The following is a 26,210-nucleotide window of genomic DNA, read 5'->3' on the forward strand; positions in this document are numbered from 1 at the left end:
TTACGACGCAGCCTTGCTATTGCCGGCAGCGGGCTCGTCCAGCTCCGGCACAAGAATCTTCACGTACGAACTGGAGCGCAGGTCGCGCAGGAAGTCGTCGTAAGCCTGGTCGGCCTTGCGGTTGCCAATGGCCTGGCGCGCCTGGTTGTGTGCAATCTCGGTGGTCATGTCGCTGTTGCGCGTGCCAAGGCGTTGCAGGATGTGCCAGCCGGCCTCGCTCTGGAAGGGTTGCGAGACCTCGTTGTCCTTCATGTCCGCCAGCTTCTGGCCGATCATTGCACCCCAGTCACCCTGCTGGAACCAGTTCATGTCACCGCCCGCGTTGGCCGTGGTGTCGTCATTGGAGTTGTCCTTCGCCAGCTTGGCGAAGTCCTCGTGCTTGTTGACGATGCGGCTGTAGAGATCCTGCGCCTTCTGCTGGGCCTGCGTCTGCGACAGCAGTTCGCTGGGGCGGATCAGGATCTGGCGCGCATGGAACTCGGTCACCATCTGCTTGGCCTGGGCGCGCTGATCCACCAGCTGAAGGATGTGGAAGCCGGTTGGGCCATGCAGGATGCCGCTGGTTTCGCCGGGCTTCAGGCTACTGATGGTGTCGACGAAGGCCGGCGGCACTTCATCCACGCGGCGCCAGCCAAGATCACCGCCATCCAGTGCGTCCTGGGCGTCGGAGAAGCGGATGGCCGCCGCCTTGAACGGCATGCCGCCCTTGACCGCGGCCAGTGCCTGCTCGGCCTTGCTCTGAGCGGACTGGATGTCCGAGGCGGAGGCGCCGCCGGGGATGCTGACTTGAATGTGCGCCAGATGCACTTCACCCGCCTTGTAGGTGGGGCTGTTGAGCAAGTTGTTGATTTCGCTCTCGGTCACCGAGACCGAACTGCGCACCACGTTTTCATGCAGCTTCTGCACCACCAACTGGTCGTGCAATTGCTGGCGGTAGGCGGCGTAGCTCATGCCACTCTGTTCCACTGCGGCACGCAACTGCTCGGGCGCCATCTTGTTCTGCGCGGCCACGGCCTGCACGGCTTGGTCGACGTCGGCGTCGGACACACGGATGCCCTGGTCATCGGCGCGTTGCAACTGCAGCTTCATCAGGACCAGGCGATCGAGCACCTGCCGGCGCAGCACATCGATGGGAGGCAGTTGTCCAGGTTGGCTGGCGTACTGCTGCTGGATCGCGGCGACGGCGTCGTTCAGTTCGCTCTGCAGGATCACCTCGTCTTCGACGACGGCAACGATGCGGTCGATCGGTCCGGAGCCCGAGTCCTGCGGCGCCAGGAACTGAGCCTGGGCCAGCGACGGGATCGCCGTGACGATCGTCAGCGCGAACAACGCAAAAATCTGCTTCATCAGTGAACAGCCTTCTGTCGCCGGTGGCGAAGGATTGGTAAACGATATGGCTCAAAAAGCGGCCGCGATGGCTGCTCTTTCGAGGGCGTCCGAACCTGCCTGGACGCGCTTATTGATAGCCAAGGATATCACGCCGCAGTACGCTCTCCGTCTGGCCGCTGAAGGCGCCTAGCCCCTTGAATTCCAACTGGAACATGACGGCAGTGTCGCTCCCCGGCGGCTTCTGGCCCGGTGGCAGGCTGGCGATCACGCCGTAATAGCCGGTGACGTAATGGCGGGCCACCAGGGCCACCTTCACGCAACAGCCCTCGTACTGCACGCCAGCCAGGCCCTCCACCGTGCGCTTGTCCCTCATCGAGTAGGTCCACTCGCCGATCAGGCGCCAGCGTTCCGTGAGCGGATAGACCGTCGAGGCCTGATATTGTTCCAGCAGGCCGCGACGGAAGCGGTAGGAGAAGTTGAGGATGCCGTCGAAGCCCAGGCGGCGCTGCACCGTGAACGTGCCCAGGTCAGTCTGCCGGGTGTTCGGGTTCCACAGGTATTCGCTGCTGGCCGTCCACTGGTCGTCGAGTTGGGTGCTGAGTTCGACGACGTAGTCTGAGCCGCGCCAATCCGTGGTGGCCTGGCAGCCATTGGGATTTTGGCGGGGCGTACCGTCGTAAACGGTACAGGGCGACTGCACCTTTTGGGGCGTGAAATAGTGAATCTGCCCGAACGTGGCTGACAGCCGCTCCACGCCACCGTCATCAAGCAGGCGCGTGGTGACGGCAGCGGTCAGGTTGTTCGCGTTCATCTGGCGGTCTGCGCCTGAAAACTGGTTCGGCGCAAACAGCATCCAGTCGTCGAACGCCATCGGCGCGGTATCGAACAACGGCAGGTTGTTCTGATTGCGATACGGTACATACAGGTAGTACAGCCGCGGCTCCAGCGTTTGCGTGTAGTGCGTATCGAACAGCGAGGTGCTGCGTTCGAAGATCAGCCCCTGGTCCAGACTGAGGATCGGCAGCGCGCGGCTCGGATTGCTCTGTGTGAACGGTGAGAGTGACTTGGCTTTGGGGTCGGCAGGGAGGGGAAGCGCGCCGTAATAGCTGTAGCGCTGGTAGCCACTGTCAAGCGAATAGCCGGTATAGCGGTAGGCCAGCTTGGGCTTGATGAACCATGCCGCACCCCGGAAATCCGCGTCGACGTAGGGATACAGGTCGATACGTGAGCCTTCCACCTGGTCGAATTTGTGGAACTTCACCGCTTCGCTGGTCAGGCCAACGTCGTACCAGCGGGCGAACGGAATATCCATGTTGAACGTGGCGCGCGGCAGGCGCTTGTAGGGTTCCACGCTGTTCGGTTGTGACGGATCCACGTTCTGGTAGATGTCGCCGCCCACCGAAGCGCTCCACCAGTTGCCGGCGCCGTTCAGATAGACGCTGGAATACAGCAGCGCGGTGGAGATGCTGAACAGGTCGTCGCCGAAGTCGCGCAGGTAGTTCCGGTCCGACGCGCGGTTGATGTTCGTGTTGAGCGACCAGCCCGGCCACAGGCTGGTCGTGTTGACGAAGCGGTACAGGTAGCGCTGCCGACCTTGTGTGTCGATCGAGGTCGGGGTGAGCTTCTGGTCGTTGTAGTTGTCGTGGGGCAGGAATTCGAACTGGAACTGGCCGCTGGTGCGCGGGAACAGGTAGCGCACCTCGCCGGACAGCATCGCGCCGCGCCGGCTGTAGTAGCGCGGCGTGAGTGTGGCATCGTAGTTAGGCGCCAGGTTGAAGTAATACGGAATGCGGAACTGATAGCCGGCACGGCTGGTGTGCTCGAAGTACGGATACAGGAAGCCGCTCTGGCGATCGTTGTTGAGCGGGAACGACATCCACGGGAAATAGAAGAACGGCACCCCGTACATGCTCATGGTGGCGCTGTGCGCCACGCCACGGCCGGTAGTGTCGTCGGTGTCGATCTCCCTGGCACGCAACTCCCAGATGTGGCCGCCGACGTCGCAGGTGGAATAGCTCGCCATGGTGTAGCGGTTGCGATCCGCGTCCAGCATTTCCGCGCGCAACGCGGTGCCGTTGCCGTGCGAATCAAGCAACTGGTAGCGCACGTTGCCGCTCGCCAGCCCGGTGCTGTTGCCGGTATTGCCGGTGATATGGTCGGCCGACACCAAATGGGTGGCTTCCTGATAGTTCACGTTGCCGCGGGCATCGTAGTCGGTGGTATCGCTGTTGTAGTCTGCGACGTCCGCGTGCAGTTCCTGGTCGGCACGGACGGTTTTCACGTGGCCGTCCAGGTGATAGGTGATCTGGTCCGGACTTTCCACATGGTCGGCCCATACTTGGGTGTTGGCCGAGGCGCGCAGGGCCGAATCCCTGCTCAGGAACGGATCGTAGAACTCCAGCATGCCGTTGGGTCTGCACAGCGCGAAGTTGTCTGGGCGGGGGGGGCAGATGAACTCGCCCAGGGGGCAGACCACCTCCGAGCCGTTCAGCGTGGCCTTGGGGTGTTTGGTCTGGGAAGAAGCATGGGCGCCCTGACTGCTGAACAGAGCAGCGGCAGCAGCGATTGCTAGCAGGCGGCGTGGAGGCAGAGAACGAGAGGGCAACAGGCTCTTGGGCTTCACGGAGGCGATCAATCGGCGACGAAGGGGCGTTAAGCTATCAGAAAGGCCCTTCGTACGGCATCCGTCCCGGGCATGCTCTGATCCATCCCTTGCCCTCGGCATTCATTCCAGTAGGCCTGCAGGGCGTGTCGGGTGGCGCAAGGCAGGTGGTCGTCTGGACTGCTGCGGGCGCAGCCCGTCAGACTCGCATACAGTTCGGCCGCAAGCGTGCAGTGACGGGTACCAGGAATAGATCTCGGAGCGCGAATGAATCAGCACAAACCCCAAAAGACCGACGAAGAATGGCGCGCCAGCCTGGATCCGGCGCAGTACGCGGTGTGCCGCTGCTCGGCCACCGAGCCGCCCTTCAGTGGCAAGTGGTACAAGCACAAGGAGGCGGGAACCTACCTGTGCGTGGCATGCCACGCGCCGTTGTTTGCCTCCGAAGCCAAATACGATTCCGGCTCCGGCTGGCCGAGCTTCTTCCAGCCGATCAAGCGCGAGACGGTCAACCTGGTGCCGGACGAGAGCCACGGCATGCATCGTACGGAGGTGCGATGCGCGGTATGCGACTCCCATCTGGGACATGTTTTTCCGGACGGACCCAAGCCGACCGGCTTACGTTACTGCGTCAACTCGGTGGCCCTGGATTTTGCGCCCGACCCCCATTCCCTTGCGCCGTAGGCTGGGTTGGGAAACCCAGCATCGCCATGCATGCAATGCCCCGCGATGCTGGGATTGGCATCCCAGCCTACAGGCCTAATTCATCAGCGCACTTACATGCGCGCCCACGCTGGCTGCCAGTGCCTGCAGGTCGTAGCCGCCCTCCAGGGTGGAAACCAGCCTGCCACCCGCGTGCGCATGGGCCAGGTCGACCAGCCGCTCGGTAATCCACGCGTAGTCCTCGGTCTGCAGTTGCAGATTCGCCAGCGGGTCGCGCTGATGCGCATCGAAGCCGGCCGACACCAGCACGAGCTGAGGCTTGAAGTCATGCAGCTTGGGCAGTAGCACGTCGTTCCACAACGCGCGGAACTCCTCGGAACCCTCGCCGGATGACAAGGGCGCATTGACGATATTGCCCACGCCCCGTTCCTCCGGGCTGCCGGTGCCCGGATACAGCGGCTGCTGGTGCGAAGAAATGAACAGCACCCGCGGCTCACGCTGAAAAATATCTTGCGTGCCGTTGCCGTGATGCACGTCGAAATCGGCGATCGCCACCCTCTTCAGGCCATGCGCAGCCAGTGCGTGCGCAGCACCTATGGCGACATTGTTGAAAAGGCAGAAGCCCATCGCGGCATCGGGGGTGGCATGGTGGCCGGGAGGGCGCACCGCACAGAAGGCGTGCGTAGTGTTCCCCGACATCACGGCATCCACCGCGGCGACCAGGGCACCGGCAGCGCGCAAGGCGGCCTCGGCCGAGGCCGGCGACATCAAGGTGTCCTCGTCGAGCCGCACGGCTTCCGAGTCGGGCGTGATGGCCAGGATGCGATCCACATGCTCCGGGGTATGCACCCGCAGCAGATGTTCACGGGAAGCCCGCGGCGCTTCGATGCGATCCACGCTGGCGTAGCGGTCCTGATCCAATGCCTGCAATACCGCGCGCAGACGGGCGGGGGACTCAGGATGGCCCGCGCCAGGATCGTGCTGCAGGCATACGGGGTGGGTAAACAGCTGCAGCATGCTTTCAGCCTGCTGGCTTGCGGCGACGCTCATGCTGCCAGAGCACCTCGCCATGGCCGCTCGCACGGGCCAACACGCGGCACAGTACGAATAGCAGGTCGGATAGCCGATTGAGATAGCGCTGCGCCTGCGGCCGCACGCTTTCCACGCGTCCCAACGCGATCACTTCACGCTCCGCTCGCCGACACACGGTGCGCGCAAGATGGCAGCAGGAGGCGGCCATGCCGCCGCCCGGCAGGATGAAATCCTTCAGCGGCGGCAGCGGTTCGTTGAACCGGTCCAGGACCTGCTCGAGGCGATCGATGTCCGCGTCCTCGATCATCGCCATGCCAGGAATACACAGCTCGCCGCCAAGATCGAACAGCTCGTGCTGCACCTGGGTGAGCGTTTCTTGCACTTCAGCGTCGAGTCCGACGCAGGCCAGCACCATGCCGATCGTACTGTTGAGTTCGTCAACCGTACCGTACGCATTGACCCGCGCGGAATCTTTCGGCACGCGTGATCCGTCGCCCAGGCCGGTGCTACCGTCGTCACCCGTGCGCGTATAGATTTTCGAGAGCCGGTTGCCCACGGCTTAGTGCTGCGTCTGGCCGCTGTGCTGGGATACTCGGGCCAGTTGTACTGCCAGCACGTGCAGCACAGCACCAAGCGCCACGTACGCCGCGGTAGTCTGCAGGAAAGGCAGGTACCAGTGGCCCAGGTTTTCGAACCAGGCCGCGAAACTCTTCGGCGCTGCCACGTGCGCGCTCAACCAGTAGAAGCTGCCGTTGGAGATCACATAGCACGCGTTCTCGCTCACTAGCAGTGCAGCTGCGGCCATGCCCAGCGTGGTGAGTTTGATGCCGTGCTGGTGCTTGGCTAGCCAGCTGCCGCCGATCCACAGCGAGCCGTAGGCGGGAACCAGGAACCAGTAGCCGGCGGATACGCAGTAGTGTTCCCAAAAATTGGTGCCAGAGAGCGTGATGACCACGTAGTCGACCAGCACCGCCTCGGCCATCAGCAGCGGAAACGCCCAGCGGCCGGTGCCGCGCAGCCAGAAGCCGGCCAGGAAGAACACGCCCCACGACGCGTCCCAGATATCGTGGTGGAACAGTGACAAATGCACGCGGGTCACCGCCAAACCTAAGGCGAGCGCGGCGAAGATGCCAAGGCGCTGGGTCGATGTCGTAGCCATGAAGAACTCCCTAGGAAAGCAGGCGGCTCATATGAGAGGGTGCGAAGACTGCGCAGTTTAGCCCAATGCGGACCTACTTATGGGGGGGCTGTGGTCCCTCGGGTACCCGTCACCGCGGCGTCCCGACGCCGGGATTGCCATCCCTGCCTGCGCGCAGTCAGATGCTTACACCGCGTATCATCCGCGCATGACTATCTCTCCCCCTTTTGTCCCCGCAGGCAACGTGCTGGTGGTCGGTGGCGGCCTGGTCGGCGCCAGCCTGGCGATCGCGCTGGATGCAGCCGGGTGCCGCGTCACCCTGGTCGAAGCCGCCGCGCCGCGCGCCGATGCGCAGCCCAGCTATGACGAACGGAATCTGGCGTTGGCCCGTGCCACCGTGAATGGGCTTAAGGCAATCAGCGTGTGGCCGCTCGCTGCCGCGCAAGCAACGCCGATCCATCGAATCCACGTCAGCCGCGCAGGCGAATTCGGCAGCGCGCGGCTGGACGCAGCCAGACATGGCGTCGATGCGCTGGGTTGGACCTTGCCGGCGCGCGAACTGGGCGCCGCCCTGCTGCGCCGGCTGGATGCTTGCCAGCGCCTGGTGCGCCTGGCGCCAGCCAGCCTCACCGGTCTTACTCGCCATGCCGATGGCTGGCGGGCGCAGATCAAGACGCCTGATGGGGAGCAGCACGTTGACGCTGCCTTGCTGGTCGGTGCGGACGGCACCGACTCGTTCGTGCGCGCGCAGCTTGGCATCCAGGCCGATGTGCACGATTACCAGCAGACCTTGTTCGTATGCACGGTCACTCCGGAGCGCGATCCGGCGAACCGTGCCTGGGAGCGCTTTTCCGATGAAGGCCCGATCGCCATGCTGCCGCTGGCGGAGCGCCGCTGCGGACTGGTGCTTACCGTTGATTCGGACGTGGCCGCCACCGTGTCGACCTTGAACGACGCCGATTTCATCGCACTGGCGCAGCGCCGTTTCGGCTGGCACCTGGGGCGCTTGAACCGACCTGGCAAACGTCATCCCTACGCCATCAAGCGGGTCGCTGCCCGCGGCCTGATCGCATCGCGAGCCGTGCTCGTAGGCAATGCCGCTCAGACCGTGCATCCGATCGGTGCGCAGGGCTTCAATTTGGGATTGCGCGATGCGCTGACCCTGGCCGAGCTGGTCGCCGGGGCGGCAGACCCCGGATCGTCCGAACTGCTGGAGCGCTATGCCGCGCGCCGTGCGCCGGATCGCCAAGGCACCATGGCCATGAGCCACGACCTGGTGCGCTTTGCCTGCATGCCGGAGCCATGGCTGGCTCCGTTCCGCTCGCTTGCCCTGCTTGCATACGACCGCGTGCCGCCGTTGCAACAAGCACTGGCTCGGCGTGGCATGGGATTTCGCGGCGAGCCGCCGCGTGCCGTGTTGGAGCGACTGCCGTGAGAACGATTCCTGCAACACAGCGTCGCGCACCAGCCCTGGATGTCGCCGTAGTCGGCGGTGGCATGGTTGGGGCTGCCGCAGCACTGGCATTGAGTCGTGCCGGCTTCAGCACCGCACTGCTGGAAGCGCGCGAGCCGGCGGCCTGGCATCCGCAGGATGACGTGGATCTGCGCGTGGTCGGGCTGGCGCCTTCATCGATCAAACTGCTGGATGAGCTGGGCGTCTGGACATCCATACGCGATGCACGTGCCTGTCCTTATGCGCATATGCACGTTTGGGATGCGCAGAACGGTGCGGCCATCGATTTCGATGCCGCCGACGAGGGGCGCAGTGAGCTTGGCTATATCGTCGAAAACAACCTGGTGCAGTGGGAGCTGTGGCAGGCGCTGGATGCGGCCGGCGTGCAGCGCTTGTGCCCGGTGGCGGTGAAGGATTTCGAAACACGCGCGGATCGGGTTGTGCTCGAGTTGGCCGATGGTGAAAGCGTGTCAGTACGATTGCTGGTTGCTGCCGATGGCGGCAATTCACCCCTGCGCGTACGGGCCGGCATCGCGACGAGCGGCAGGGATTATTCGCAGCGCGCGGTAGTGGCGCACGTCAACACCGAACGCCCGCATGGGCATGCTTGCTGGCAGCGTTTCCTTCCGTCCGGGCCGCTCGCTTTGCTGCCGCTTGCCGATGGGCGCAGTTCCATCGTGTGGTCGCTACCGGAAGGCGAGGCACGACGCGTACTGTCGCTGGAGGATGAGGCCTTTATCAAGGAGCTTGGCGTCGCCAGCGATTTCCGCCTTGGACGCGTCACGGCCACCACCCGGCGCGTGGCTTTTCCGCTCAAGCTGCAGCTCGCCAGTGCCTATCATGCTGAGCGTTTCGCGTTGCTTGGCGATGCGGCCCATGTCGTACACCCGTTGGCCGGGCAGGGCGTAAATCTGGGTTTGCGTGACGTCGCCGAACTGCGCGACGTGCTGGCCGCTGCACGCGACGAAGGACGCGATTTTTCTTCCCCGCAAGTGCTTCATCGTTACGCACGCCGCCGCCGTAGCGCGGATATGCTCGATGCGTATGGCTTCGATGCACTCGCTCGCGTTTATGCGTGGCAGAGCGCACCATGGGTAGCGGCACGCGGGGTGGGCGTGCGCCTGGTTGACCGTTTGCTGCCACTCAAGCGACGCCTGGCGGCGCATGCAGCAGGACTGTAGGCTGAGGGCAACCCTCAGCATCGCAATGTACGTGCACGGCAGAGTTGGGGTGTGCATCCCAGCCTGGGAACTCTCCCTCCTGCAAAGGAAGCCACCTATGCGTTTCGTTCGAACAGTCGCTCTCGCGTTACTCGCCAGCCTGAGCTTCGCCGCGCAGGCCAGGATGGTGCAACGTCCGGTGGAGTGGACGCTTGACGGCACGCATTTCAAGAGTGTCCTGGTCTACGATGACGCCAGCCACGCCAAGCGACCCGGCCTGGTAATGGTGCCGAACTGGTATGGGTTGAACGACACCGCCATCCAGAAGGCGCAAATGATCGCCGGCAAGGATTACGTGGTCCTGCTCACCGACATGTACGGTGAAAACGTGCGGCCCGAGCCGGGTCATGCCGATCAGGCGAAAGCCGCCACCACGCCGTTGTATACGGATCGTGCGCTGATGCGTAGGCGTATCAACGAAGCACTCACGCAATTGAAGGCACAGGCGGCAAACGTGCCGATTGATACCGCCAAGCTCGCGGCGATCGGCTTCTGCTTCGGCGGTACGGCCGTGCTGGATCTCGCTCGCAGCAGTGCGGATGTTGCCGCCGTCGTGTCTTTCCATGGCGGCCTGACTACGGATGATCCTGCGCTTGCCAAGCACATCAAGGCGCGCGTGCTGGTGATGAACGGTGCCGACGACAAGGGCACCATGCCCGATGCCGACAAATTCATGGACGAAATGCGCGCCAGTCCCGTCGATTGGCAGTTCGTGGTACTCGGCAACGCCGTGCATTGCTTTACCGAAACCGAGCAGAATTCGCCGGGTTGCAAATACGATGCACGGGCGGCGGCACGCAGCTACCGCTTGATGCATGAATGGCTGCGCGCTGCGTTCGCCGGTACGCCTTGAGCTATTCACTCCCTCTCCCCCCTCCGGAGAGAGGGGATACTTAGAACGTACGCTGCACCGAATAATCGGCCAGTGTCGCCAGCGCATCCCGATAGGATGAAGGCGGCAATGGCGCCAGCGCCTCGCGTGCCGCACGCGCATGCCTTAGCGCGCATTCGCGGGTACGCTCCAACGCGCCCGATTCGCGAATTGCCGCGATGATGTGATCCAGCGAGCCCAGTCCTCCATGCTCGATGGCATGGCGCATCTCGTTCGCCTGTTCCACGCTCACACGCTGCAGGGCATAGATCAGCGGCAGGGTTGGCTTGCCTTCGGCCAGGTCGTCGCCGATGTTCTTACCCAGGGTGCGGGCATCGCTGATGTAGTCGAGCAGGTCGTCGGCGATCTGGAAAGCGTAGCCCAGTTGCATGCCGTAGCGGCGCAGTGCCGCGACCTGCGATTCCGGCAGGCCGCCGAGTAGGCCCCCGAGCTGAGTGGCCGCCGCAAACAGTACCGCGGTCTTGCGTTCGATCACGGCCAGATAGGCGGCCTCGTCCACATCGGCATTGCCGATGTTGAGCAGTTGCAGCACCTCGCCTTCGGCGATGGTGTTGGTGGTATCAGCGAGGATGCGCATGATGCGCATGTCGTCCAGTTCCACCATCAGCTGGAAGGAGCGCGAATACAGGAAGTCGCCCACCAGTACGCTGGCGGCATTTCCCCATAGGGCATTGGCGGTCTTGCGGCCGCGGCGCAGGTCCGACTCATCCACCACGTCGTCGTGCAGCAGGGTGGAGGTGTGGATGAACTCGATCACCGCCGCCAGCTTGACGTGCCTGTCGCCGGAATAGCCGGCCGCGCGGGCGGCCAGGGTGTGCAGCATCGGGCGCAGGCGTTTGCCCCCGCCAGCGATGATGTGGTCGGCGATCTGGTTGATCAGCACCACGTCGGAAGCCAGCCGTTGCCGGACCAGGGCATCGACGCGCTGCATGTCACCTTCGGCGATGGCGCGTACCCCGGCAAAATCGCGAGCAGGGTCGATGGTCTGGAGAACGGAGGTGTTCATGCGGCTGGGGCTGGACATAGAACTTCGATTATAGAGGCGGAGGCCTCGCTACGTGTGATCCGGCCCGAAAGTTCTGTCGGGCTTGGGCTAGTGGGCGTAGAGGAAGCCTCTGATCCATTCCTGCTGGGCCTTGTGGGCGTGATGCCGGGTGCCGAAGTAAGATCAATGGCTTCTCCGGCGCCCTCGAGCCGTTATGCGCTCACGCTACCATGGCGACCATTGTGCCGATGGAAGCGATGATGGGCGATCAGGTACTCAGCCGCAGGCAGGAGCAGCTCGTGGCGCGCGTGCGCGAGGCGGGCTTTGCCACCGTGGAGGATCTGGCCGCGCACTTCGATGTCACCCAGCAGACCATTCGCCGAGATCTGGCCGCGCTGTGCGATACCGGCCTTTTGCGCCGCTACCACGGAGGCGTGAGCCTGCCTTCGAGCGTGGAGAACCTGGCCTATGCCAAGCGCCAGCACCTGCTGCACGAGGAGAAGGCCCGCATCGCCGCCTTGCTGGCCCGGTACATACCCGATAACGCCTCGTTGTTCATCAACCTTGGCACCACTAATGAGGACGTGGCGCGCGCACTGATGAACCATAAGGGCCTGCGCGTGATCACCAACAACCTGAATGTGGCGACCATGCTCAGTGAAAACCCGAGCTTCGAGGTGATCGTGGCCGGTGGCGTGGTGCGCGGACGCGACCACGGCGTCACCGGTCAACCGGCCATCGAGCTGGTCCGCCAGTTCAAGGTGGACTTCGGGGTGATCGGCATCTCCGGCATTGATCCGGACGGCACCCTGTTCGATTTCGACTTGAATGAAGTGCGCGTGGCGCAAGCGATCATCGAGCACTCCCGGCAAGTGTTCCTGGCAGCGGACCACAGCAAAGTGGGGCGCAACGCCCTGGTGCGCCTGGGGCCGATTTCCCTGGTCCAGGCCTGGTTTACCGACCGCGTCCCGCCGCCTGAGCTGGCAGCCGCATTGGCTGAGGCTGGCACCCAGGTCCACGTCGCCGATGGCTGAGGTTTTGCTGCGTCGCGGCAAAGCTCGCAACAAATGTTTGAATGTGCTCGTTTCTTGATCGAATTCGAAATAAAACGCCACCGATTCGGAGTATTCAAACAATTTTCAAGCTTTCGATGGTCGAAAACGAGCATCATGGTAGGGGCGCTCCCCGGGACGTGCGATGACTGAGCAATTCGATCTACTAGTGGTGGGGGGCGGCATCAATGGCGCAGGCATTGCGCGGGATGCGGCCGGGCGCGGGCTGTCGGTATGCCTGTGCGAGCGCGACGACCTGGCCGCACACACCTCCAGCGCCAGTACCAAGCTGATCCATGGCGGCCTGCGCTACCTGGAGCAGTTTGAGTTCGCCCTGGTGGGCAAGGCCCTGGCCGAGCGCGAGGTGTTGCTGCGCGCCGCTCCACACATCATCTGGCCCTTGCGCTTCGTGCTGCCGCACCAGTCCCATCTGCGCCCGGCCTGGATGATCCGGCTGGGGCTGTTCCTCTACGACCACCTGGGCCGCGGCCGGCGCACCCTGCCGAAATCGCGGCGCGTGTCCTTGAAACGCCACAAGTCCGGCCTGCCGTTGCGCGACGAGTTTCCTATTGGCTTTGTCTACTCGGATGCCTGGGTGCAGGATGCGCGGCTGGTGGTTCTCAATGCTATGGATGCGATGGAGCGCGGGGCGACGATCTTCACACGCACGCGCTGTGTGAGCGCCGACCGCGACGATGAAGGCTGGACCGTGCAGTTGCAAACTGTGCACGGCGAGCTTTCCACCGTCCGTGCCAAGGCGCTGGTCAACGCGACCGGCCCTTGGACCGTGCAGTTCCTCGATCAGGTCGCCAGGGTCGGGCACGATCACGCGCTGCGCCTGGTCAAGGGCAGCCACATCATCGTGCCGCGCCTGTTCGAGCATCCTTACGCCTACATCTTCCAGCAACCGGATCGTCGCATCGTGTTTGCCATTCCTTACGAACACGATTTCACCCTGATCGGCACCACCGACCTAGATTACCGCGACGATCCTTCTGCACCACGCATCAGCGAGGAAGAAACGCGTTATCTCTGCAACGCGGCGAATCGTTACTTCAAACGCAGCATCACGCCGGCCGATGTGGTGTGGAGTTACAGCGGCGTGCGTCCCTTGCTCGATGATGAGTCAGGCAATGCATCGGAAGTCACGCGGGATTACCTGCTGGAACTGGATCAGCGAGGCGCACCGCTACTCAATGTGTTCGGCGGCAAGCTGACCACCTATCGCAAGCTGGCGGAGGAGGCCATGGACCGGCTGGCGCCGTTGTTTCCCCATGCAACCGAAGCATGGACTGCCAGCGGCCATCCGCTGCCCGGCGGCGAAAGGCCGGATGTGAATGCCTGGCAGCGCGAATTGCAGGCGGCGCACCCATGGCTGCCCGAATCGATGGCGTGGCGCCTGGTGCACAGTTACGGCAGCCGCGCCGCGCGCATCCTTGGGCAAGCGCGTTCGCTGCACGACCTGGGCGAGCATTTCGGCGCCGATCTTTACCAGGCCGAAGTAGATTACCTGCGCGCAATGGAGTGGGCCGTTGATGCGAGCGACGTGCTCTGGCGGCGCAGCAAGCTGGGTTTGCGCCTTACCCCCGAACAAGTGCAGCGCCTGGCGGCTTATCTCACTGACACGCCGCCACGCCGCGCTTCGTTCGCTTGAGCCGGCCGTTGAAGCAAGGTCCTGCACATGGGTCATCAAGCCCCGGTTCGTCTCGCCGCCATTCCCCTGAAAGCGGGCGGGATGGCAGCATGGGGAGATTATCAAGGGAGGAACATATGTCGAACTGCACCAACCGCCTGGTCACCCCTACGCGTACGCCGGAGGCAGGGCCATGAGCCGACAAAGCATCGGTGAGCTGATTTCCGAGGCGATCGCCACGTTCATCATTCTCGCTTTGGGCGATTCGGTCGCCTGCATGTACGTGTTGTACGACCCGAGCCCTTACGCCAACGCGTACTGGGGGGTGTGCATTGCCTGGGGCCTGGCGGTGACGATCGCGATCTACGTCACCGGCTCGGTATCCGGTACGCATGCCAATCCAGCCGTAACGCTGGCGCTGGCCTTGTTCCGCGGCTTTCCGTGGAAGAAAGTGCTTCCTTACAGCATCGCGCAAGTGGTCGGTGCCTTTCTCGGCGCGGCTGTCGTGTATGTGTTGTTCTCCCCGGTAATCGATCATTACAACCAGGTGCATCAGCTCACGCGCGAAGCAGGCGGCGCGGCCGGCGTGTTTTTCACGCATCCGGGCCTGGCTGTCACGCCCATGCACGCGCTGCTCGACCAGGTCATCCTCACCGCGTTCCTGCTGTTCGGCATCTTTGCGATCACCGAGCAATACAACGAAATGGCGCCGGGTGCCAATTCGGGCGCGCTGGTCATCGGCTTGCTGGTGGCCACCATCGGCGCATCGATGGGTTATCTCGAAGCCTGGGCGATCAATCCGGCGCGTGATTTCGGGCCGCGGTTGTTCGCCTATTTCGCCGGCTGGGGCTCTTCCGCGCTGCCGGCACCCGATCATTACTGGTGGATTCCGATCGTAGGTCCCTTGCTCGGCGGCGTGCTCGGCGCTGCCGCGTACCGGTGGCTGGTGTATCCCTTCCTGCCGGCACGCCTGCGCGTGTTGCGATCGGCGCAAGAGGCCAGCGGTGGGGAGCGCGCCGTGGCCGATACTAACCATTGAACGGGAGCTGTTGCATGGATAAGTCATATATCCTGGCCATCGACCAGGGCACGACCAGCTCCCGCGCGATCCTGTTCGATCGCGCCGGCAGCATCGTCGGCATTGCGCAACGCGAATTCGGACAGATTTTTCCGCAGCCAGGCTGGGTGGAACACAACCCGCGCGAAATCATGACCAGCGTGCTCACCACCATCACCGAGGTGATGAACAACGCGCAGATCGATCCGCGCTCGGTAGTCGGCATCGGCATCACCAACCAGCGCGAAACGGCCGTGGTCTGGGACAAAGCTACTGGCCAACCGATCTACAACGCCATCGTGTGGCAATCACGTCAGACGCGCGAGATCTGCGATCAGTTGATCGCAAGCGGCCATGACGGGATGGTGCGCGCGAAGACCGGCCTGCTGATCGATGCCTACTTCTCGGGTACCAAGGTGAAGTGGATGCTGGACCGCACCGACGGCGCGCGTGAACGCGCCAAGCGTGGCGAACTGCTGTTCGGCACCATTGATACCTGGCTGATCTGGAATCTCACCGGCGGCAAGGTGCATGTCACCGACTACACCAATGCCTCGCGAACGATGATGTACAACATCCATGAGCAGTGCTGGGACGACGAGCTGCTGGAGATGCTCGACGTGCCGCGCGCAATGCTGCCGGAAGTGCGTTCCTGCAGCGAAATCTACGGCAAGACGCTGGGCCAGCATTTCTTCGGCCAGGAAGTGCCTATCGCCGGCGTGGCAGGCGACCAGCAGGCGGCCTTGTTCGGCCAGGCCTGTTTCGAGCCGGGTATGGCCAAGAACACCTACGGCACCGGCTGCTTCATGCTGATGAACACCGGCGACAAGGCGGTGACTTCGCACAATGGCCTGCTTACCACCATTGCCTGGGGCGTAGGCGGCAAAGTGGAATATGCCCTGGAAGGTGCCATCTTCGTGGCCGGTTCGGTAATCCAGTGGTTGCGCGACGGCCTGCGCATGCTTGGCAGGGCCAGCGACTCGCAGGATTACGCCGAACGCGCCAAGTCCAATGAAGGCGTGTACATGGTTCCCGCGTTCGTGGGCCTGGGGGCGCCGTACTGGCGCAGCGACGTGCGCGGCGCGGTATTTGGCCTGTCGCGCGGCACCAGCAAGGAACATTTCGTCCGCGCCGCGGTGGAGTCGATGGCCTACCAGACGCGCGATGTCCTCGCGGCGATGGAAAACGATGCCGGCATCAAGCTGAAGGAGCTGCGTGCCGATGGCGGCGCCATCGCCAACGGATTCCTCGGGCAGTTCCAAAGCGACATTCTCAATGTGCCCGTGCTGCGGCCGATGGTGGCTGAAACGACCGCGCTGGGTGCTGCCTATCTTGCCGGTCTCGCGACCGGCTTCTGGCCCAGCCGCGAAGACATTGCCCGCCACTGGGTCATCGACCGCCGCTTCGAGCCGCAGATGCCGGAGGCGCAGCGAGAAGCGCTCTATGCGGGCTGGAAGCAGGCGGTGGAGGCGACGATGGCCTTCAAGATTTGAAGCGCTGGCGGTAGCGGAGGTCGACGGATGGCCGCCACCGCTTCAGGGTGTGGGCCAGTGGCTGGCGGCGAAGTGCTCAAATCGCGGACATGGCTCCGGGGGCAGGGCGTGTATCATGGAAGGTCATGGGCCTATGGCCATTGGCTCCTGTGAGCACTAGCTACGCATCCAGGAGTCGCCCTAAGCTCTTTGAGCCTGGCTGGAAAGTCCTTATCCCGATTCAGTTTTTCGAGGTCATACATGGCACGCGGTATCAATAAAGTCATCCTGGTAGGCAACCTCGGCGCAGACCCCGAAGTGCGCTACACCGCCGGCGGCACGGCCATCGCCAGCCTCAGCGTGGCGACTTCCGAGCAGTGGACCGACAAGCAGAGCGGCCAGAAGCAGGAGCGCACGGAGTGGCACCGCGTGAAGCTGTTCGGCCGCCTGGCCGAGATCGCCGGCGAATACCTCAAGAAGGGGCGCCAGGTGTACGTCGAGGGCTCGCTGCGCACCGACAAGTACACCGACAAGCAGGGCGTTGAACGCTACAGCACCGACATCATTGCCAGCGACCTGCAGATGCTGGGCGGCATGGGCGGTGGCGAAGGCGGCGGCATGGGTGGCGGCGGCGGTGGATACCGCGAACGCTCGCAGGGTGGCGGCGGTGGTCCGCGTCAACAGAGCCGCGACGACTACGGCAGCGCACCACAGCGCCAGTCGACGCCGGCTCCGGCGCCGGATATGGGCGGCAACCAGTTCGACGATGACGACATTCCGTTCTAAGATTTAGCTGAGATATCGCTGGTACGATTTGTTAAACAACCCCCTGAGCTTCAGGGGGTTATTTTTTTACGGTGACTGAAAGTGCTGTCGGCTTGTCGGATGCCGAGCTTCGGTAACACCTTGAGCACGTGCCAGGCATGTTTCGTGGATGAAGTGCGTCCTGGCTAGAGGATACAGAGCCTTGCAGTGCGCTCCGGCCAGTTCGCGGATACGTGCCTCCGGCGCCAGGCCGGCTTTCGGTGTTGCCCCCGGCATGTTGCAACGCCCTTCGCTTGATGACCGGTGTACGCGTCGCGTCCCTACGTCGGATATGCAGCCAAAAGATCCTGTATCAGCTTGGCTTTGGCAGGTGTCGAACTGGAAAAGGCGGCGCTCACCAGATTGCGGTGCTTTAGAAAGTTGCTGGATTCATCGTCACCGCTGCCGTCGACCAGTTCTTCCAATTTCTCCTTCAGCCGTGTCGGATTACGCATGGTGTCGTACCAGGTAATAATGTCCCTGAGCTTTTTTTCGCGCTCATCCGTGACATCCTTGGGGCCGGTTCCCAGCAGGCCGGTGCCTTTGAGCTGGATGGTCTGGACAATCTGGTCGACGCTGTAATCGGCCCACAGGATCCGGCGCCCGTCCAGGGTCGTCGCCTCGATATAGTTATCGCCGGGATCGTAGGCGGCGAAGCGCATTACTCTTGCGTCGCCGTTGAAGGTGAAGAGCACCTTTGTATAGGGCACTTTGGGCAGGAAGAATCTCTCCAGCCGGCCATAGACCGGTTCGTACGCCCGGTGGCTGAGCTGGGAATTGGTCCTGCGCCCATCAGGGGTCGCGATGATCGATTCCGTACGCGCGACCAGATCGACGAAGACATCCCAGTCCGTCAATCCATCGTGCAACTTGGCCGCTGGCGAAGTATTGGCGCGACCGTCAGGTGTGCGGCCGAACAGACAGGAAATCATGTTGACCTGGCACAGCTGGCTGGTGGCCTTGCTGGTGTTACGCCCCTGCAGGCCGTCGCTGACCAGATCGACCAGCTCATCGACGTTTTTCTTCACGGTTTGCGTGTCGTCGGTGATGTAGTCAATGCCGACGCCGCCATGTCCAGAGATGAATAGCTTTATGCGCTCATCGCCGGGAATGCCACGAACCCAGTTACGGAGATTGGTGGTGGTCGATCCATCGAAGTAGATGCGATGGAAATTGGCTCCGTATTTCGCCGTTGCCTTGCTGATGAAATTCGGCAACACCTTCGGTTCCATGTTTTGCCAGGTGACGAGAACGGCATGGGTAGGCATGGGTGACACTCCTGTTCGGCAACGAATGGGAAGCAGTGACCGGATGCAACAACCGCTTTTTGGAATGGATGCAGAGATGAACGGCGCAAACCTGGGGTAGCGTCGAAGTGCCTTTCCCAGAGGAACGGCCAGCTGATGCGCTGTTAGGTAAAAAAGAGCGGTTCCAAGTCGGGAAACGATACGACGGGGATCAAGGGAGCTCAAGGGGAGGCCCTGCGGTTTCCGTTCCTTGCGAGATATCTCATTGAAAAACTGACGCTTGTCTTGTGCGGAGATCCCCAATCCGAGGCCGTGATGATGGGGCGAGCACCGTTGAGATGATCGTCAGGCAAAGCGTCGGCTGGGATGACAATCCCAGCATCGCACGCCCTGCTGTACGGCCATGCTGGGTTTTGCAACCCAGCCTACGCTTCGCCAAATGCACACGCAGGGTGGTGACGAGTACGTGGAATAGATCAGAGCATCTCTAGTGCGTCCTCCAGGCGGTCGTCGCCCCAGAACATCTCATCGCCGACAAAGAAGGTCGGCGCGCCAAAAATGCCACGCGCCTGCGCTGCCTCGGTCTGTCTGCGCAGCGCGAGTTTGTTTTCCTCCGACTGGGCTTGCGCGATCAGCGCTGATGCTGGCAGCTCGAGCGCCGTCAACGCTTCCGTAACCGCCTCGACATTGTCGATGTCACGATCTTCCGCGAAATTCATCTGCATGATGTGTTTGCAAAAGGCGGCCATCCAAGGCTGATCGGCGCCGAGCAACGCCACGCGCATGGGCAGCAAGGCGCGTCGGGGAAAGCTTGTCGGCTGCTGCCATGGCAACCCATACCTCTCGCAGCGCCGAGCCATGTCGCGCCATACATAGCGACCTTTTTGAGGTTGCAGGACGAAGGGCGAGCTGTCCCAGCCGAAGGACTTGAAGATGGGGGCGAGCAGGAAGGGACGCCAGACTATGGTCACGTCATGGCGAGCTGCTAGGGCTTCAATGCGCATCAAGCTGAGATAACTGTAGTTGCTGCCGAACTCGAACCAGAACTCGATCATAGAGAAATTCCCAGGGAGACATTAATCGTAAATGACGAGGCAGCGTGCTTCGATACTCTCGCGCAGCGGCGCATCGGCCGGCACTTCGGGAAGATCGAATGCCGTGTGGGGCGTATAGCGCGCAACACCGCTTGCTTGCGAATCGTATTGCTTGAACACCAGTGCCTCGTGGCGATCCATCCTGGAGAAGTACGACCAGCCATGGCGCGGCGCATAGCGCAAGAGGTAAATCTCGCCAGTGCGCCTGGGGTAATGTACGTCCGCCGGCACCAAGTCGGATGCCGCGATACTGCGCGCGTCACATACCGCCAACGGAGTGTCCAGCACGGGGCCGCTGATAGAACGCCACACGTTGACGATGCTATAGCGTCCGTGCCGAGCCGGCGCGGCATGCTCGCCGAGCACCCGTTGCAGCCGCTGCATGCCCGATTGCTCGGTGTAGTCGTTGTGGATGCGCCCATTGGCCGTCGCGGAGCCGCCTTTGACCGAGCGTCCGAAGTCGAGCGTGCCGCGGCCTGCCTCGCGCTTGCGCACCAGATGGTCGAACACGTAGGCATGCCGAGCGCCCGTCACCTGGCAAGCCAGCTCGGCCAGCTCGGGGTAGTACGAGCGGGTGACGACGTCCGGGTCGGCAAAGTCGCGCAGCGCAGAAGGCGCATCCCATAGCTCGAAGCCTTCCCGATCCACCGAGATGCCATCCGCGTGATAGCGCGCATCGGCGACGTGGACATCGCGCCATTCGTAATGACTGTTTTCCCAGGGCATGCCGTTCGGGGGCGGGAAGGCGTACTGATAGGGCTTTTCTTCGCTGGAAAGCAGATAGCTCAATCGTGCGCTGACAAAAGCCTTGGTAGGTATCGATCGCGCATACACCGGGCGCAGGGTCGTATCCGTGCCTAAGAACCTAACAGAGTGGTGATGGACGTCGCTCATATCCGCCGTCTTGCCGTTGGTTGGGGGGACATTGAGCGCCCTGGCCCGCCCGCGTTCAAACGCAAAACCTGCATGCCTGGTATGCACTACGCGCATGCGTCCAGCCGTACCTTTCAGATCTCTGCGGTGCGAGCCGTTCAGCCGCGGGCTTCTTCAAGCAGCCAATCGACCACGGCCTGCACGTTTGCGCGTGGAGCTTGATCGGCTTGCAGCAGCCAATAGCCATGGTGGTTCTGTCGGATTGCCGGTACGGGCGCCAGTACCACCAGGCTGCGCTCGGCAAGCATGGGGCCAAGCAGGGGGAGTCGTCCCAGTGCAACGCCCTGACCGGCCATCGCCGATTGCACGACCTGGTCGTATTGATTGAAGCGCACGATGCTCCTGGGCTTGAGACCCTGCCACCCGGCCGACGCCAGCCAATGGCGCCAATGCAGCCATGGGCGTTGCGGGTCATCGAATTCGAGCAGCGCCTTCCGGGCCAGTTGTTCCTCTCTGAGGGGAATGTGCAAGCCGAGCGAGGGGTGTGCCACCGGCGCTACGGTTTCATCGAACAGGTGGATCGCGCCGGCGGGCGCGGCGTCGCGCGCGCAGTAGCGGATGGCCAGGTCGATGTCCTCGCGTTCGATGTCGACCAGCCGGTTGCTGGCCGCAATGCGTAGATCGATGGGCGGGTGCTGCTGCTGAAAACGCCCTAGCCGCGGCAGCAGCCACAATCCGGTGACACCGACGCTTGCAGTCACCGTGACCGGGCGCAATGGCGCGTGATCGCCGATGGCGTCGAGGGTATCCTGCAATTGCTGCAGCGCCTGGTCCGCGCTGCGAAACAATCGCTCGCCGTCGGTGGTGAGGGTGATCGAGCGGTGTCCACGCACCAGCAGCTTGCTGCCCAGCCGCTGTTCCAGGGTCTGAATCTGCCGGCTGACTGCCGATTGTGTCAGGCACAGATCGGCAGCGGCCTGCGTGATGCTCATGCGCCGCCCCACGGCGACGAACCCTCGCAAGGGATCCAGCAGGGATGAGAGCGACAGCAGCGAGGCAGGCATGCCGTCATTGTAGGTGCGAGTGGGGACGCCGAGAAGCGAAGGCGACCGGCTTCGGCCGCTTGCCCTTTCCCAGCGCGGTATTCTGCGTACGCTAATCCTCGCGAATGCGATACATGGCCGTCGCGTGCGCCGCCAATTGCAGCTTCAGCGTGTCTGCGCCTTTGACTTGCGAATGTGCCCAAAGATCACGCAGGGTGTGGCTGGTGCGCGGCGCCAGGCCGATCACGGTAGTGGCGATGGAGACATCGCGCGGCGTGTCGTTTTCGTTGAACACCGCCACTGCGCGGCCGCCATCCTGGAGCGGCTTGACGATCACGTGAATGCCGTCGACATCACGCACCTGCCTGCCCTGGATACCTAGCGGATCCTGGTCTACCGCGATCACTTCCTGGTTGAGCAGGATCTTGAGCGTGTCCGGCTTGACCGTGCGCAAGTCGGTACCGATCAACAGCGGTGCGGCCATGATCGACCACAGGCTGAAATGACTGCGGTATTCGGTGTCGGTCATGCCGCCGTTGCCCACTTCCAGTATGCCCGGATCGTTGTAGTGCCCGGGCGTGGCATAGCGATCCAGAACTACGTTCTGCTTGAAATTTTCCAGCATCGAGGTGTATGCATCGCTGATGTCATCCGTAGTGCGCCATGAGTCGGCGTTGACGGGCAGCTTGCCGGCCCACGTCCAAGGCTGGTTTTCGCCCCTTTCGCACACACTGTAGATGATCGGGCGTGCGGCGCCACGCAGCGCCTGGCCCATCGCTGTGTAGCGCTGCTGGGCATCAATATCCAAATGGTTGCAGTTGTCGTACTTGAGGTAGTCCACACCCCATGACGCAAAGGTGGTGGCATCGCGCTTCTCGTGATCGAGGCTGCCGGGAAAGCCTCCGTTCTCCCGCGGCGGTTCGCAGGTAAAGGTGCCGGCGCTGGAGTACAGGCCGAACTTCAGTCCACGTTGGTGGATGTAATCGGCCAGCGCCCGGATGCCGCTTGGGAAGCGTTTGGGATTGGCTTCGAGGTCGCCTTGTTTGTCTCGCCGCCCGTTGGCCCAGCAGTCGTCGATATTGATGTAGGTATAGCCAGCATCGCGCAGTCCCAAGCTGATGAACTTGTCGGCGATGTCGCGCATCGTCGTTTCATTGAATTCATCGCCGCACTGGGTGGCGTTGCGGTTGTTGAAGCCCATCTGCGGCACGAGAGGCTGGGCGCTGGGGGTGGAGGTGCCGTAGACGGCGGAGGCAATGGAAAATGCGAGGAAAGCGGCGATGCGCCGCGAGCAGGCACGGGAAGCAATCATCGAATTCTCTCCACTGAAAAATGGGAAGCACGATCGAACGCTTGGCGTGCAAAGTTTAGGCTGGCCTATGCGCACAACAGCCGGAGCCACTGGTAGAACTTTCTTTCAAGAAATTACAAAAGTTTCCGGATGTAAGACGGAAGGCCGTTTGAACATTGCGGCGGTGGATCGAATGAGCCTGAGCTCATTCGATCCACCGCCAACGGGTCATTCAAAGACGGCTGATGCGATAGATGGCCGTCTCATGCGCTTGCAGGTGTACCTTCAGCGTGCCGTCGCCCTTGGCTTGGGTATGCGCCCACAGATCGCGCACGTTGTAGCTGCTTCTCGCCGTCAGCCCGGTTTCGGCGTCGGAAACGGCGACATCGCGCTGGGTATCATTTTCGTTGAACACCGCCACTGCGCGACTGCCGTCATTGAGCGGCTTGACGAGCACGTGGATGCCATCGGAATCGCGCACCTGTTTGCCCTGCACGCCCATCGGATCCTGATCCACCGCGATTACTTCCTTGTTGAGCAGGATTTTCAGTGCATCCGGTTTGATCTTGCGCAGATCGGTACCGATCAGCAATGGTGCGGCCATGATCGACCATAGGCTGAAGTGACTGCGGTATTCCGTGTCGCTCATTCCGCCGTTGCCCACTTCGAGCATGTCGGGGTCGTTGTAGTGGCCGGGTGTGGCGTACCGGTCCAGCACCACGTTCTGCTTGAAGTTCTTCAACATCGAGGCGTAGCTATCGCTGATGTCGCCGGTGGAGCGCCACGAACCGGCGTCGACCGGCGGCTTGCCGGCCCAGGTCCAAGGTTTGTTCTCGCCCCATTCGCAGACGCTGAAGAAGATCGGCCGAGCGGTGGCGCGGAGGGCTTCGGCCATCGCTGTGTAGCGTTGAATGGCGTCGACTTTCTGGTTGTTGCAGTTGTCGTACTTCAGATAGTCCACGTTCCATGCTGCAATGGTCGCGGCGTCCTGCTTTTCATGCCCTAGGCCGCCCGGAAACCCTCGGTTTTCCTGCAGCGGTTCACAGGTGGAGGTGCCGGCGCTGGAATACAGGCCGAATTTCAGGCCGTGCTGATGGATGTAATCCGCCAGTGCCTTGATACCGGCAGGGAATCGTTTGGGGTTGGGCTGAAGGTTTTCGTTCTTGTCGCGTTGCCAGTTGGCCCAGCAATCGTCGATATTGACGTAGGTATAGCCGGCATCGCGCAGTCCAAGGCTGATGAACTTGTCGGCGATGCCGCGGATCATGGTTTCGTTGAATTCATCGCGGCAGTGGGTGGAATTCCAGTTATTGAAACCCATTTGCGGAGGTGCCGCTTGCACATCGGATGCAGCGGCGCCGCCCACGGCGACGGCCGCAACGAACGCGACGGCAGCGGTGGTGTGCCGCAGGCATGCAGGGGAAGCCTTCATCGATTTTTCTCCATCACTTGAAAATCAGGATCGAACGCCAGTGGTTCAAGGTGCCTGCTTGGGCGTACCCAGCACCGGCTGTTTCAACGTATGCAGCGTGGGCTCGCCTTCGGTCAAAAGATCCAGCACCACCAGCTGATTGCCACTGGGTTTCAGCCATGCGCCTGGTACGTACAGCGTACGCTGCGGGCCGATGTTCCAGAAGCGGCCGAGAGGATGCCCGTTGAGCCAGATCATGCCCTTGCCCAGGCCCTTGGTGTCCAGGAAGGTATCGGCGTCGGCATTGCCGGACACCGACGCGTTGAACGTCGCGCGATACACGCATGGCGCATGGCGGCAGGGACCCCGGGCGTATGCCGAATTCTCGTCTTCGACGAAGGGCAGGGGATGGATCTGCCAATCGAGCAATTGCTTGCCTTGCAAGCTGACTGCGCCGAGGATGCCTTTGCGTTCATGGGTCAGCTTCTCGCCGAAGTTGATGCGCCCGTCGTTCTGCACCAGCAGATCCAGGGTGTCGCCCTTGGCGAGCTTCATGGCGAGCGAATCCTGCTTCAGGCGACGATCGAGCGTGCCGATCCGTTTGCCGTTGATATAGATCAAGGCGTAGTCGTGCAGACCATCGATATGCAAGGTGCCGGATGCATCGATGTCGATGCGTTTGCGATAGAGGATGTCACCGTAGGATTCCCCAAGTTCCTCCATGGTCTTGAGTTCGTGCGATGCCGTGGGAGTCGGCAATGCGTCCCACAACGACAACGATTCATCCAGCTTGATGTCGGCGATAGCCTGTGTTGCGGGCGCGGCCGGCACCGGTGGCGGCGTGATGCCGGTGGCCTCGGCAATCACTTTGCGCAGTGCATAATACTTCGGCGTGGGCCGGCCGCTTTCGTCCAGCGGACTGTCGTAGTCGTAGCTGGTGACATCCGGCTGGTAGCTGTCGTCATCCCAGTTGGCGCCGCTCATCCAGCCGAACGAGGTGCCGCCGTGGAACATGTACAGGCTAACGGAATAGCCTTGTTTGAGCATGCCCGCCAATTCGTTTGCCATCTTGGCGGCGTCGATCACGTAGTGCGGGCCACCCCAGTGGTCGAACCAGCCGACCCAGTATTCGCCGACCATGTAAGGGCCGCCCGGCTGCCATTGCTGCAGCTTGGCGAGTTTTTCCCGTGCGTGGCCGACGCCGAAATTGATCACCTTGGGCAGGCCGGGTAGTGAGCCAGGCTCCGGCGCGCTATCGGAGGTGTACAGCATCGAGGCGTCGAAGCCGCTGTCGACGATGTCCTTGCGGATCTGCTGCAAGTAGGCATCGTTGTCCTTGCCGAAGCTGCCGTATTCGTTCTCCACTTGCACGGCAATGATGTTGCCGCCGCGTGCGTATTGCAGCGGCGCCAGCTCCTGACCGAGCCGATGCAGCCAGCGTTGGGCTGGCTGCATGAACTTCGGATCAGTGCTGCGGATACGGGTATCACGGTCTTTCAGCAGCCAAGCCGGCAGTCCGCCCAGATCCCATTCCGAGCAGACATAGGGACCGGGGCGAAGGATCACGTACAGGCCTTCCTGCCGTGCCTCGCGGACGAACTCACCGATGTCGTTCTGGCCACTGAAGTCGTAGTGGCCAGGCACGGTTTCGTGCGCGTTCCAGAACACATAGGTGGTGATCGTGTTCAAGCCCATGGCTTTGGCCATTTTCAGGCGCGCGCGCCAGTACTCGCGTGGAACGCGCGTGTAGTGCATGTCCCCGGCAATGATGCGCAACGGCTTGCCGTCGAGCACGAATTGCCCTTGTTCGATGGCCAGGCCTGGCGCGGTCTCAACCGGTGCGGCAAATGCGCGGCCGCATAGAAGGAGGCCGAGCCCTAGGCCCATCGACACACTTTTCAATACCTTCATTGAATCCC

At 62.4% G+C, this 26,210-nt stretch carries 22 protein-coding genes; 9 read left to right on the plus strand and 13 right to left on the minus strand.

The window, feature by feature from the left end:
* Window positions 1-1,347, minus strand: a complete 1,347-nt coding sequence (locus EKH80_RS08065; RefSeq protein WP_126684234.1) for a peptidylprolyl isomerase — start codon at window positions 1,345-1,347, stop codon at window positions 1-3.
* A gap of 109 nt (window positions 1,348-1,456) precedes the next feature.
* Window positions 1,457-3,952: an LPS-assembly protein LptD gene (locus EKH80_RS08070; protein ID WP_230473496.1), complete on the minus strand. Its 2,496-nt coding sequence runs from the start codon at window positions 3,950-3,952 to the stop codon at window positions 1,457-1,459.
* 246 nt (window positions 3,953-4,198) lie between these two features.
* On the opposite strand from EKH80_RS08070, the gene msrB reads away from it, so the two are divergent.
* Window positions 4,199-4,615, plus strand: coding sequence for a peptide-methionine (R)-S-oxide reductase MsrB (msrB, locus tag EKH80_RS08075; RefSeq protein WP_126684236.1), 417 nt, complete (start codon window positions 4,199-4,201; stop codon window positions 4,613-4,615).
* Window positions 4,616-4,690: 75 nt separating this feature from the next.
* On the opposite strand, the gene EKH80_RS08080 is transcribed toward msrB, so the two are convergent.
* The 3 genes from EKH80_RS08080 to EKH80_RS08090 are packed head-to-tail and all read right to left on the minus strand — an operon-like array spanning window position 4,691 to window position 6,785.
* Window positions 4,691-5,611 (minus strand): histone deacetylase family protein, encoded by a 921-nt coding sequence (locus EKH80_RS08080; protein WP_126684438.1) that lies wholly within the window; start codon window positions 5,609-5,611, stop codon window positions 4,691-4,693.
* A 4-nt stretch (window positions 5,612-5,615) separates the two neighbouring features.
* Entirely contained in the window at window positions 5,616-6,182 is a 567-nt protein-coding gene (locus tag EKH80_RS08085; protein ID WP_126684237.1) for a cob(I)yrinic acid a,c-diamide adenosyltransferase, read from the minus strand.
* Between the two features lie 3 nt (window positions 6,183-6,185).
* A complete protein-coding gene (locus tag EKH80_RS08090) occupies window positions 6,186-6,785 on the minus strand; it encodes a hypothetical protein (RefSeq protein ID WP_126684238.1) in 600 nt (199 codons plus the stop codon).
* Window positions 6,786-6,972: 187 nt separating this feature from the next.
* Here EKH80_RS08090 and ubiH point away from each other — a divergent pair, with 187 nt between their 5' ends.
* From ubiH to EKH80_RS08105, 3 genes are all read left to right on the plus strand, one after another.
* The gene (gene ubiH / locus EKH80_RS08095) at window positions 6,973-8,199 is read left to right on the plus strand and encodes a 2-octaprenyl-6-methoxyphenyl hydroxylase (RefSeq protein ID WP_126684239.1); all 1,227 of its coding nucleotides are present in this window, start codon (window positions 6,973-6,975) and stop codon (window positions 8,197-8,199) included.
* Window positions 8,196-9,398, plus strand: coding sequence for a UbiH/UbiF/VisC/COQ6 family ubiquinone biosynthesis hydroxylase (locus EKH80_RS08100; protein WP_268991838.1), 1,203 nt, complete (start codon window positions 8,196-8,198; stop codon window positions 9,396-9,398). Before ubiH ends, EKH80_RS08100 begins: the two co-directional genes overlap by 4 nt.
* Window positions 9,399-9,495: 97 nt before the next feature.
* Complete coding sequence (locus tag EKH80_RS08105) at window positions 9,496-10,290, plus strand: dienelactone hydrolase family protein (protein ID WP_126684240.1); 795 nt, start codon at window positions 9,496-9,498, stop codon at window positions 10,288-10,290.
* A 40-nt stretch (window positions 10,291-10,330) separates the two neighbouring features.
* Here the strand turns inward: EKH80_RS08105 and EKH80_RS08110 are convergent, their stop codons facing one another.
* Window positions 10,331-11,335, minus strand: a complete 1,005-nt coding sequence (locus EKH80_RS08110) for a polyprenyl synthetase family protein (protein WP_126684241.1) — start codon at window positions 11,333-11,335, stop codon at window positions 10,331-10,333.
* A 209-nt stretch (window positions 11,336-11,544) separates the two neighbouring features.
* Here EKH80_RS08110 and EKH80_RS08115 point away from each other — a divergent pair, with 209 nt between their 5' ends.
* The 5 genes from EKH80_RS08115 to ssb all read left to right on the plus strand — a co-directional run bounded on the left by EKH80_RS08115 (window position 11,545) and on the right by ssb (window position 17,314).
* Entirely contained in the window at window positions 11,545-12,348 is an 804-nt protein-coding gene (locus tag EKH80_RS08115) for a DeoR/GlpR family DNA-binding transcription regulator (RefSeq protein ID WP_196240351.1), read from the plus strand.
* A 163-nt stretch (window positions 12,349-12,511) separates the two neighbouring features.
* Window positions 12,512-14,020: a glycerol-3-phosphate dehydrogenase gene (gene glpD, locus EKH80_RS08120; protein WP_126684242.1), complete on the plus strand. Its 1,509-nt coding sequence runs from the start codon at window positions 12,512-12,514 to the stop codon at window positions 14,018-14,020.
* A gap of 172 nt (window positions 14,021-14,192) precedes the next feature.
* Complete coding sequence (locus EKH80_RS08125) at window positions 14,193-15,038, plus strand: MIP/aquaporin family protein (protein WP_126684243.1); 846 nt, start codon at window positions 14,193-14,195, stop codon at window positions 15,036-15,038.
* Window positions 15,039-15,052: 14 nt separating this feature from the next.
* Entirely contained in the window at window positions 15,053-16,549 is a 1,497-nt protein-coding gene (gene glpK, locus EKH80_RS08130; protein ID WP_126684244.1) for a glycerol kinase GlpK, read from the plus strand.
* A 240-nt stretch (window positions 16,550-16,789) separates the two neighbouring features.
* Window positions 16,790-17,314 (plus strand): single-stranded DNA-binding protein, encoded by a 525-nt coding sequence (ssb, locus tag EKH80_RS08135; RefSeq protein ID WP_126684245.1) that lies wholly within the window; start codon window positions 16,790-16,792, stop codon window positions 17,312-17,314.
* Between the two features lie 299 nt (window positions 17,315-17,613).
* On the opposite strand, the gene EKH80_RS08140 is transcribed toward ssb, so the two are convergent.
* From EKH80_RS08140 to EKH80_RS08170, 7 genes are all read right to left on the minus strand, one after another.
* Window positions 17,614-18,600: a hypothetical protein gene (locus tag EKH80_RS08140; protein ID WP_126684246.1), complete on the minus strand. Its 987-nt coding sequence runs from the start codon at window positions 18,598-18,600 to the stop codon at window positions 17,614-17,616.
* A 455-nt stretch (window positions 18,601-19,055) separates the two neighbouring features.
* Complete coding sequence (locus tag EKH80_RS08145) at window positions 19,056-19,634, minus strand: 2-hydroxychromene-2-carboxylate isomerase (protein ID WP_126684247.1); 579 nt, start codon at window positions 19,632-19,634, stop codon at window positions 19,056-19,058.
* A gap of 21 nt (window positions 19,635-19,655) precedes the next feature.
* Window positions 19,656-20,567 carry a CmcJ/NvfI family oxidoreductase gene (locus EKH80_RS08150; protein ID WP_230473497.1) on the minus strand — a complete coding sequence of 304 codons (912 nt, stop codon included), beginning with the start codon at window positions 20,565-20,567 and terminating at the stop codon, window positions 19,656-19,658.
* 137 nt (window positions 20,568-20,704) lie between these two features.
* Window positions 20,705-21,610, minus strand: a complete 906-nt coding sequence (locus EKH80_RS08155) for a LysR substrate-binding domain-containing protein (RefSeq protein WP_126684248.1) — start codon at window positions 21,608-21,610, stop codon at window positions 20,705-20,707.
* A gap of 91 nt (window positions 21,611-21,701) precedes the next feature.
* Window positions 21,702-22,901: a glycoside hydrolase family 27 protein gene (locus EKH80_RS08160; protein WP_126684249.1), complete on the minus strand. Its 1,200-nt coding sequence runs from the start codon at window positions 22,899-22,901 to the stop codon at window positions 21,702-21,704.
* A 211-nt stretch (window positions 22,902-23,112) separates the two neighbouring features.
* Complete coding sequence (locus EKH80_RS08165) at window positions 23,113-24,312, minus strand: glycoside hydrolase family 27 protein (protein WP_126684250.1); 1,200 nt, start codon at window positions 24,310-24,312, stop codon at window positions 23,113-23,115.
* Between the two features lie 45 nt (window positions 24,313-24,357).
* Complete coding sequence (locus tag EKH80_RS08170) at window positions 24,358-26,202, minus strand: glycoside hydrolase family 35 protein (protein WP_230473498.1); 1,845 nt, start codon at window positions 26,200-26,202, stop codon at window positions 24,358-24,360.
* Between the last annotated feature and the right edge of the window lie 8 nt (window positions 26,203-26,210).

This window comes from Dyella choica (genome assembly GCF_003977665.1).
Classification (GTDB): Bacteria; Pseudomonadota; Gammaproteobacteria; order Xanthomonadales; family Rhodanobacteraceae; genus Dyella_B; species Dyella_B choica.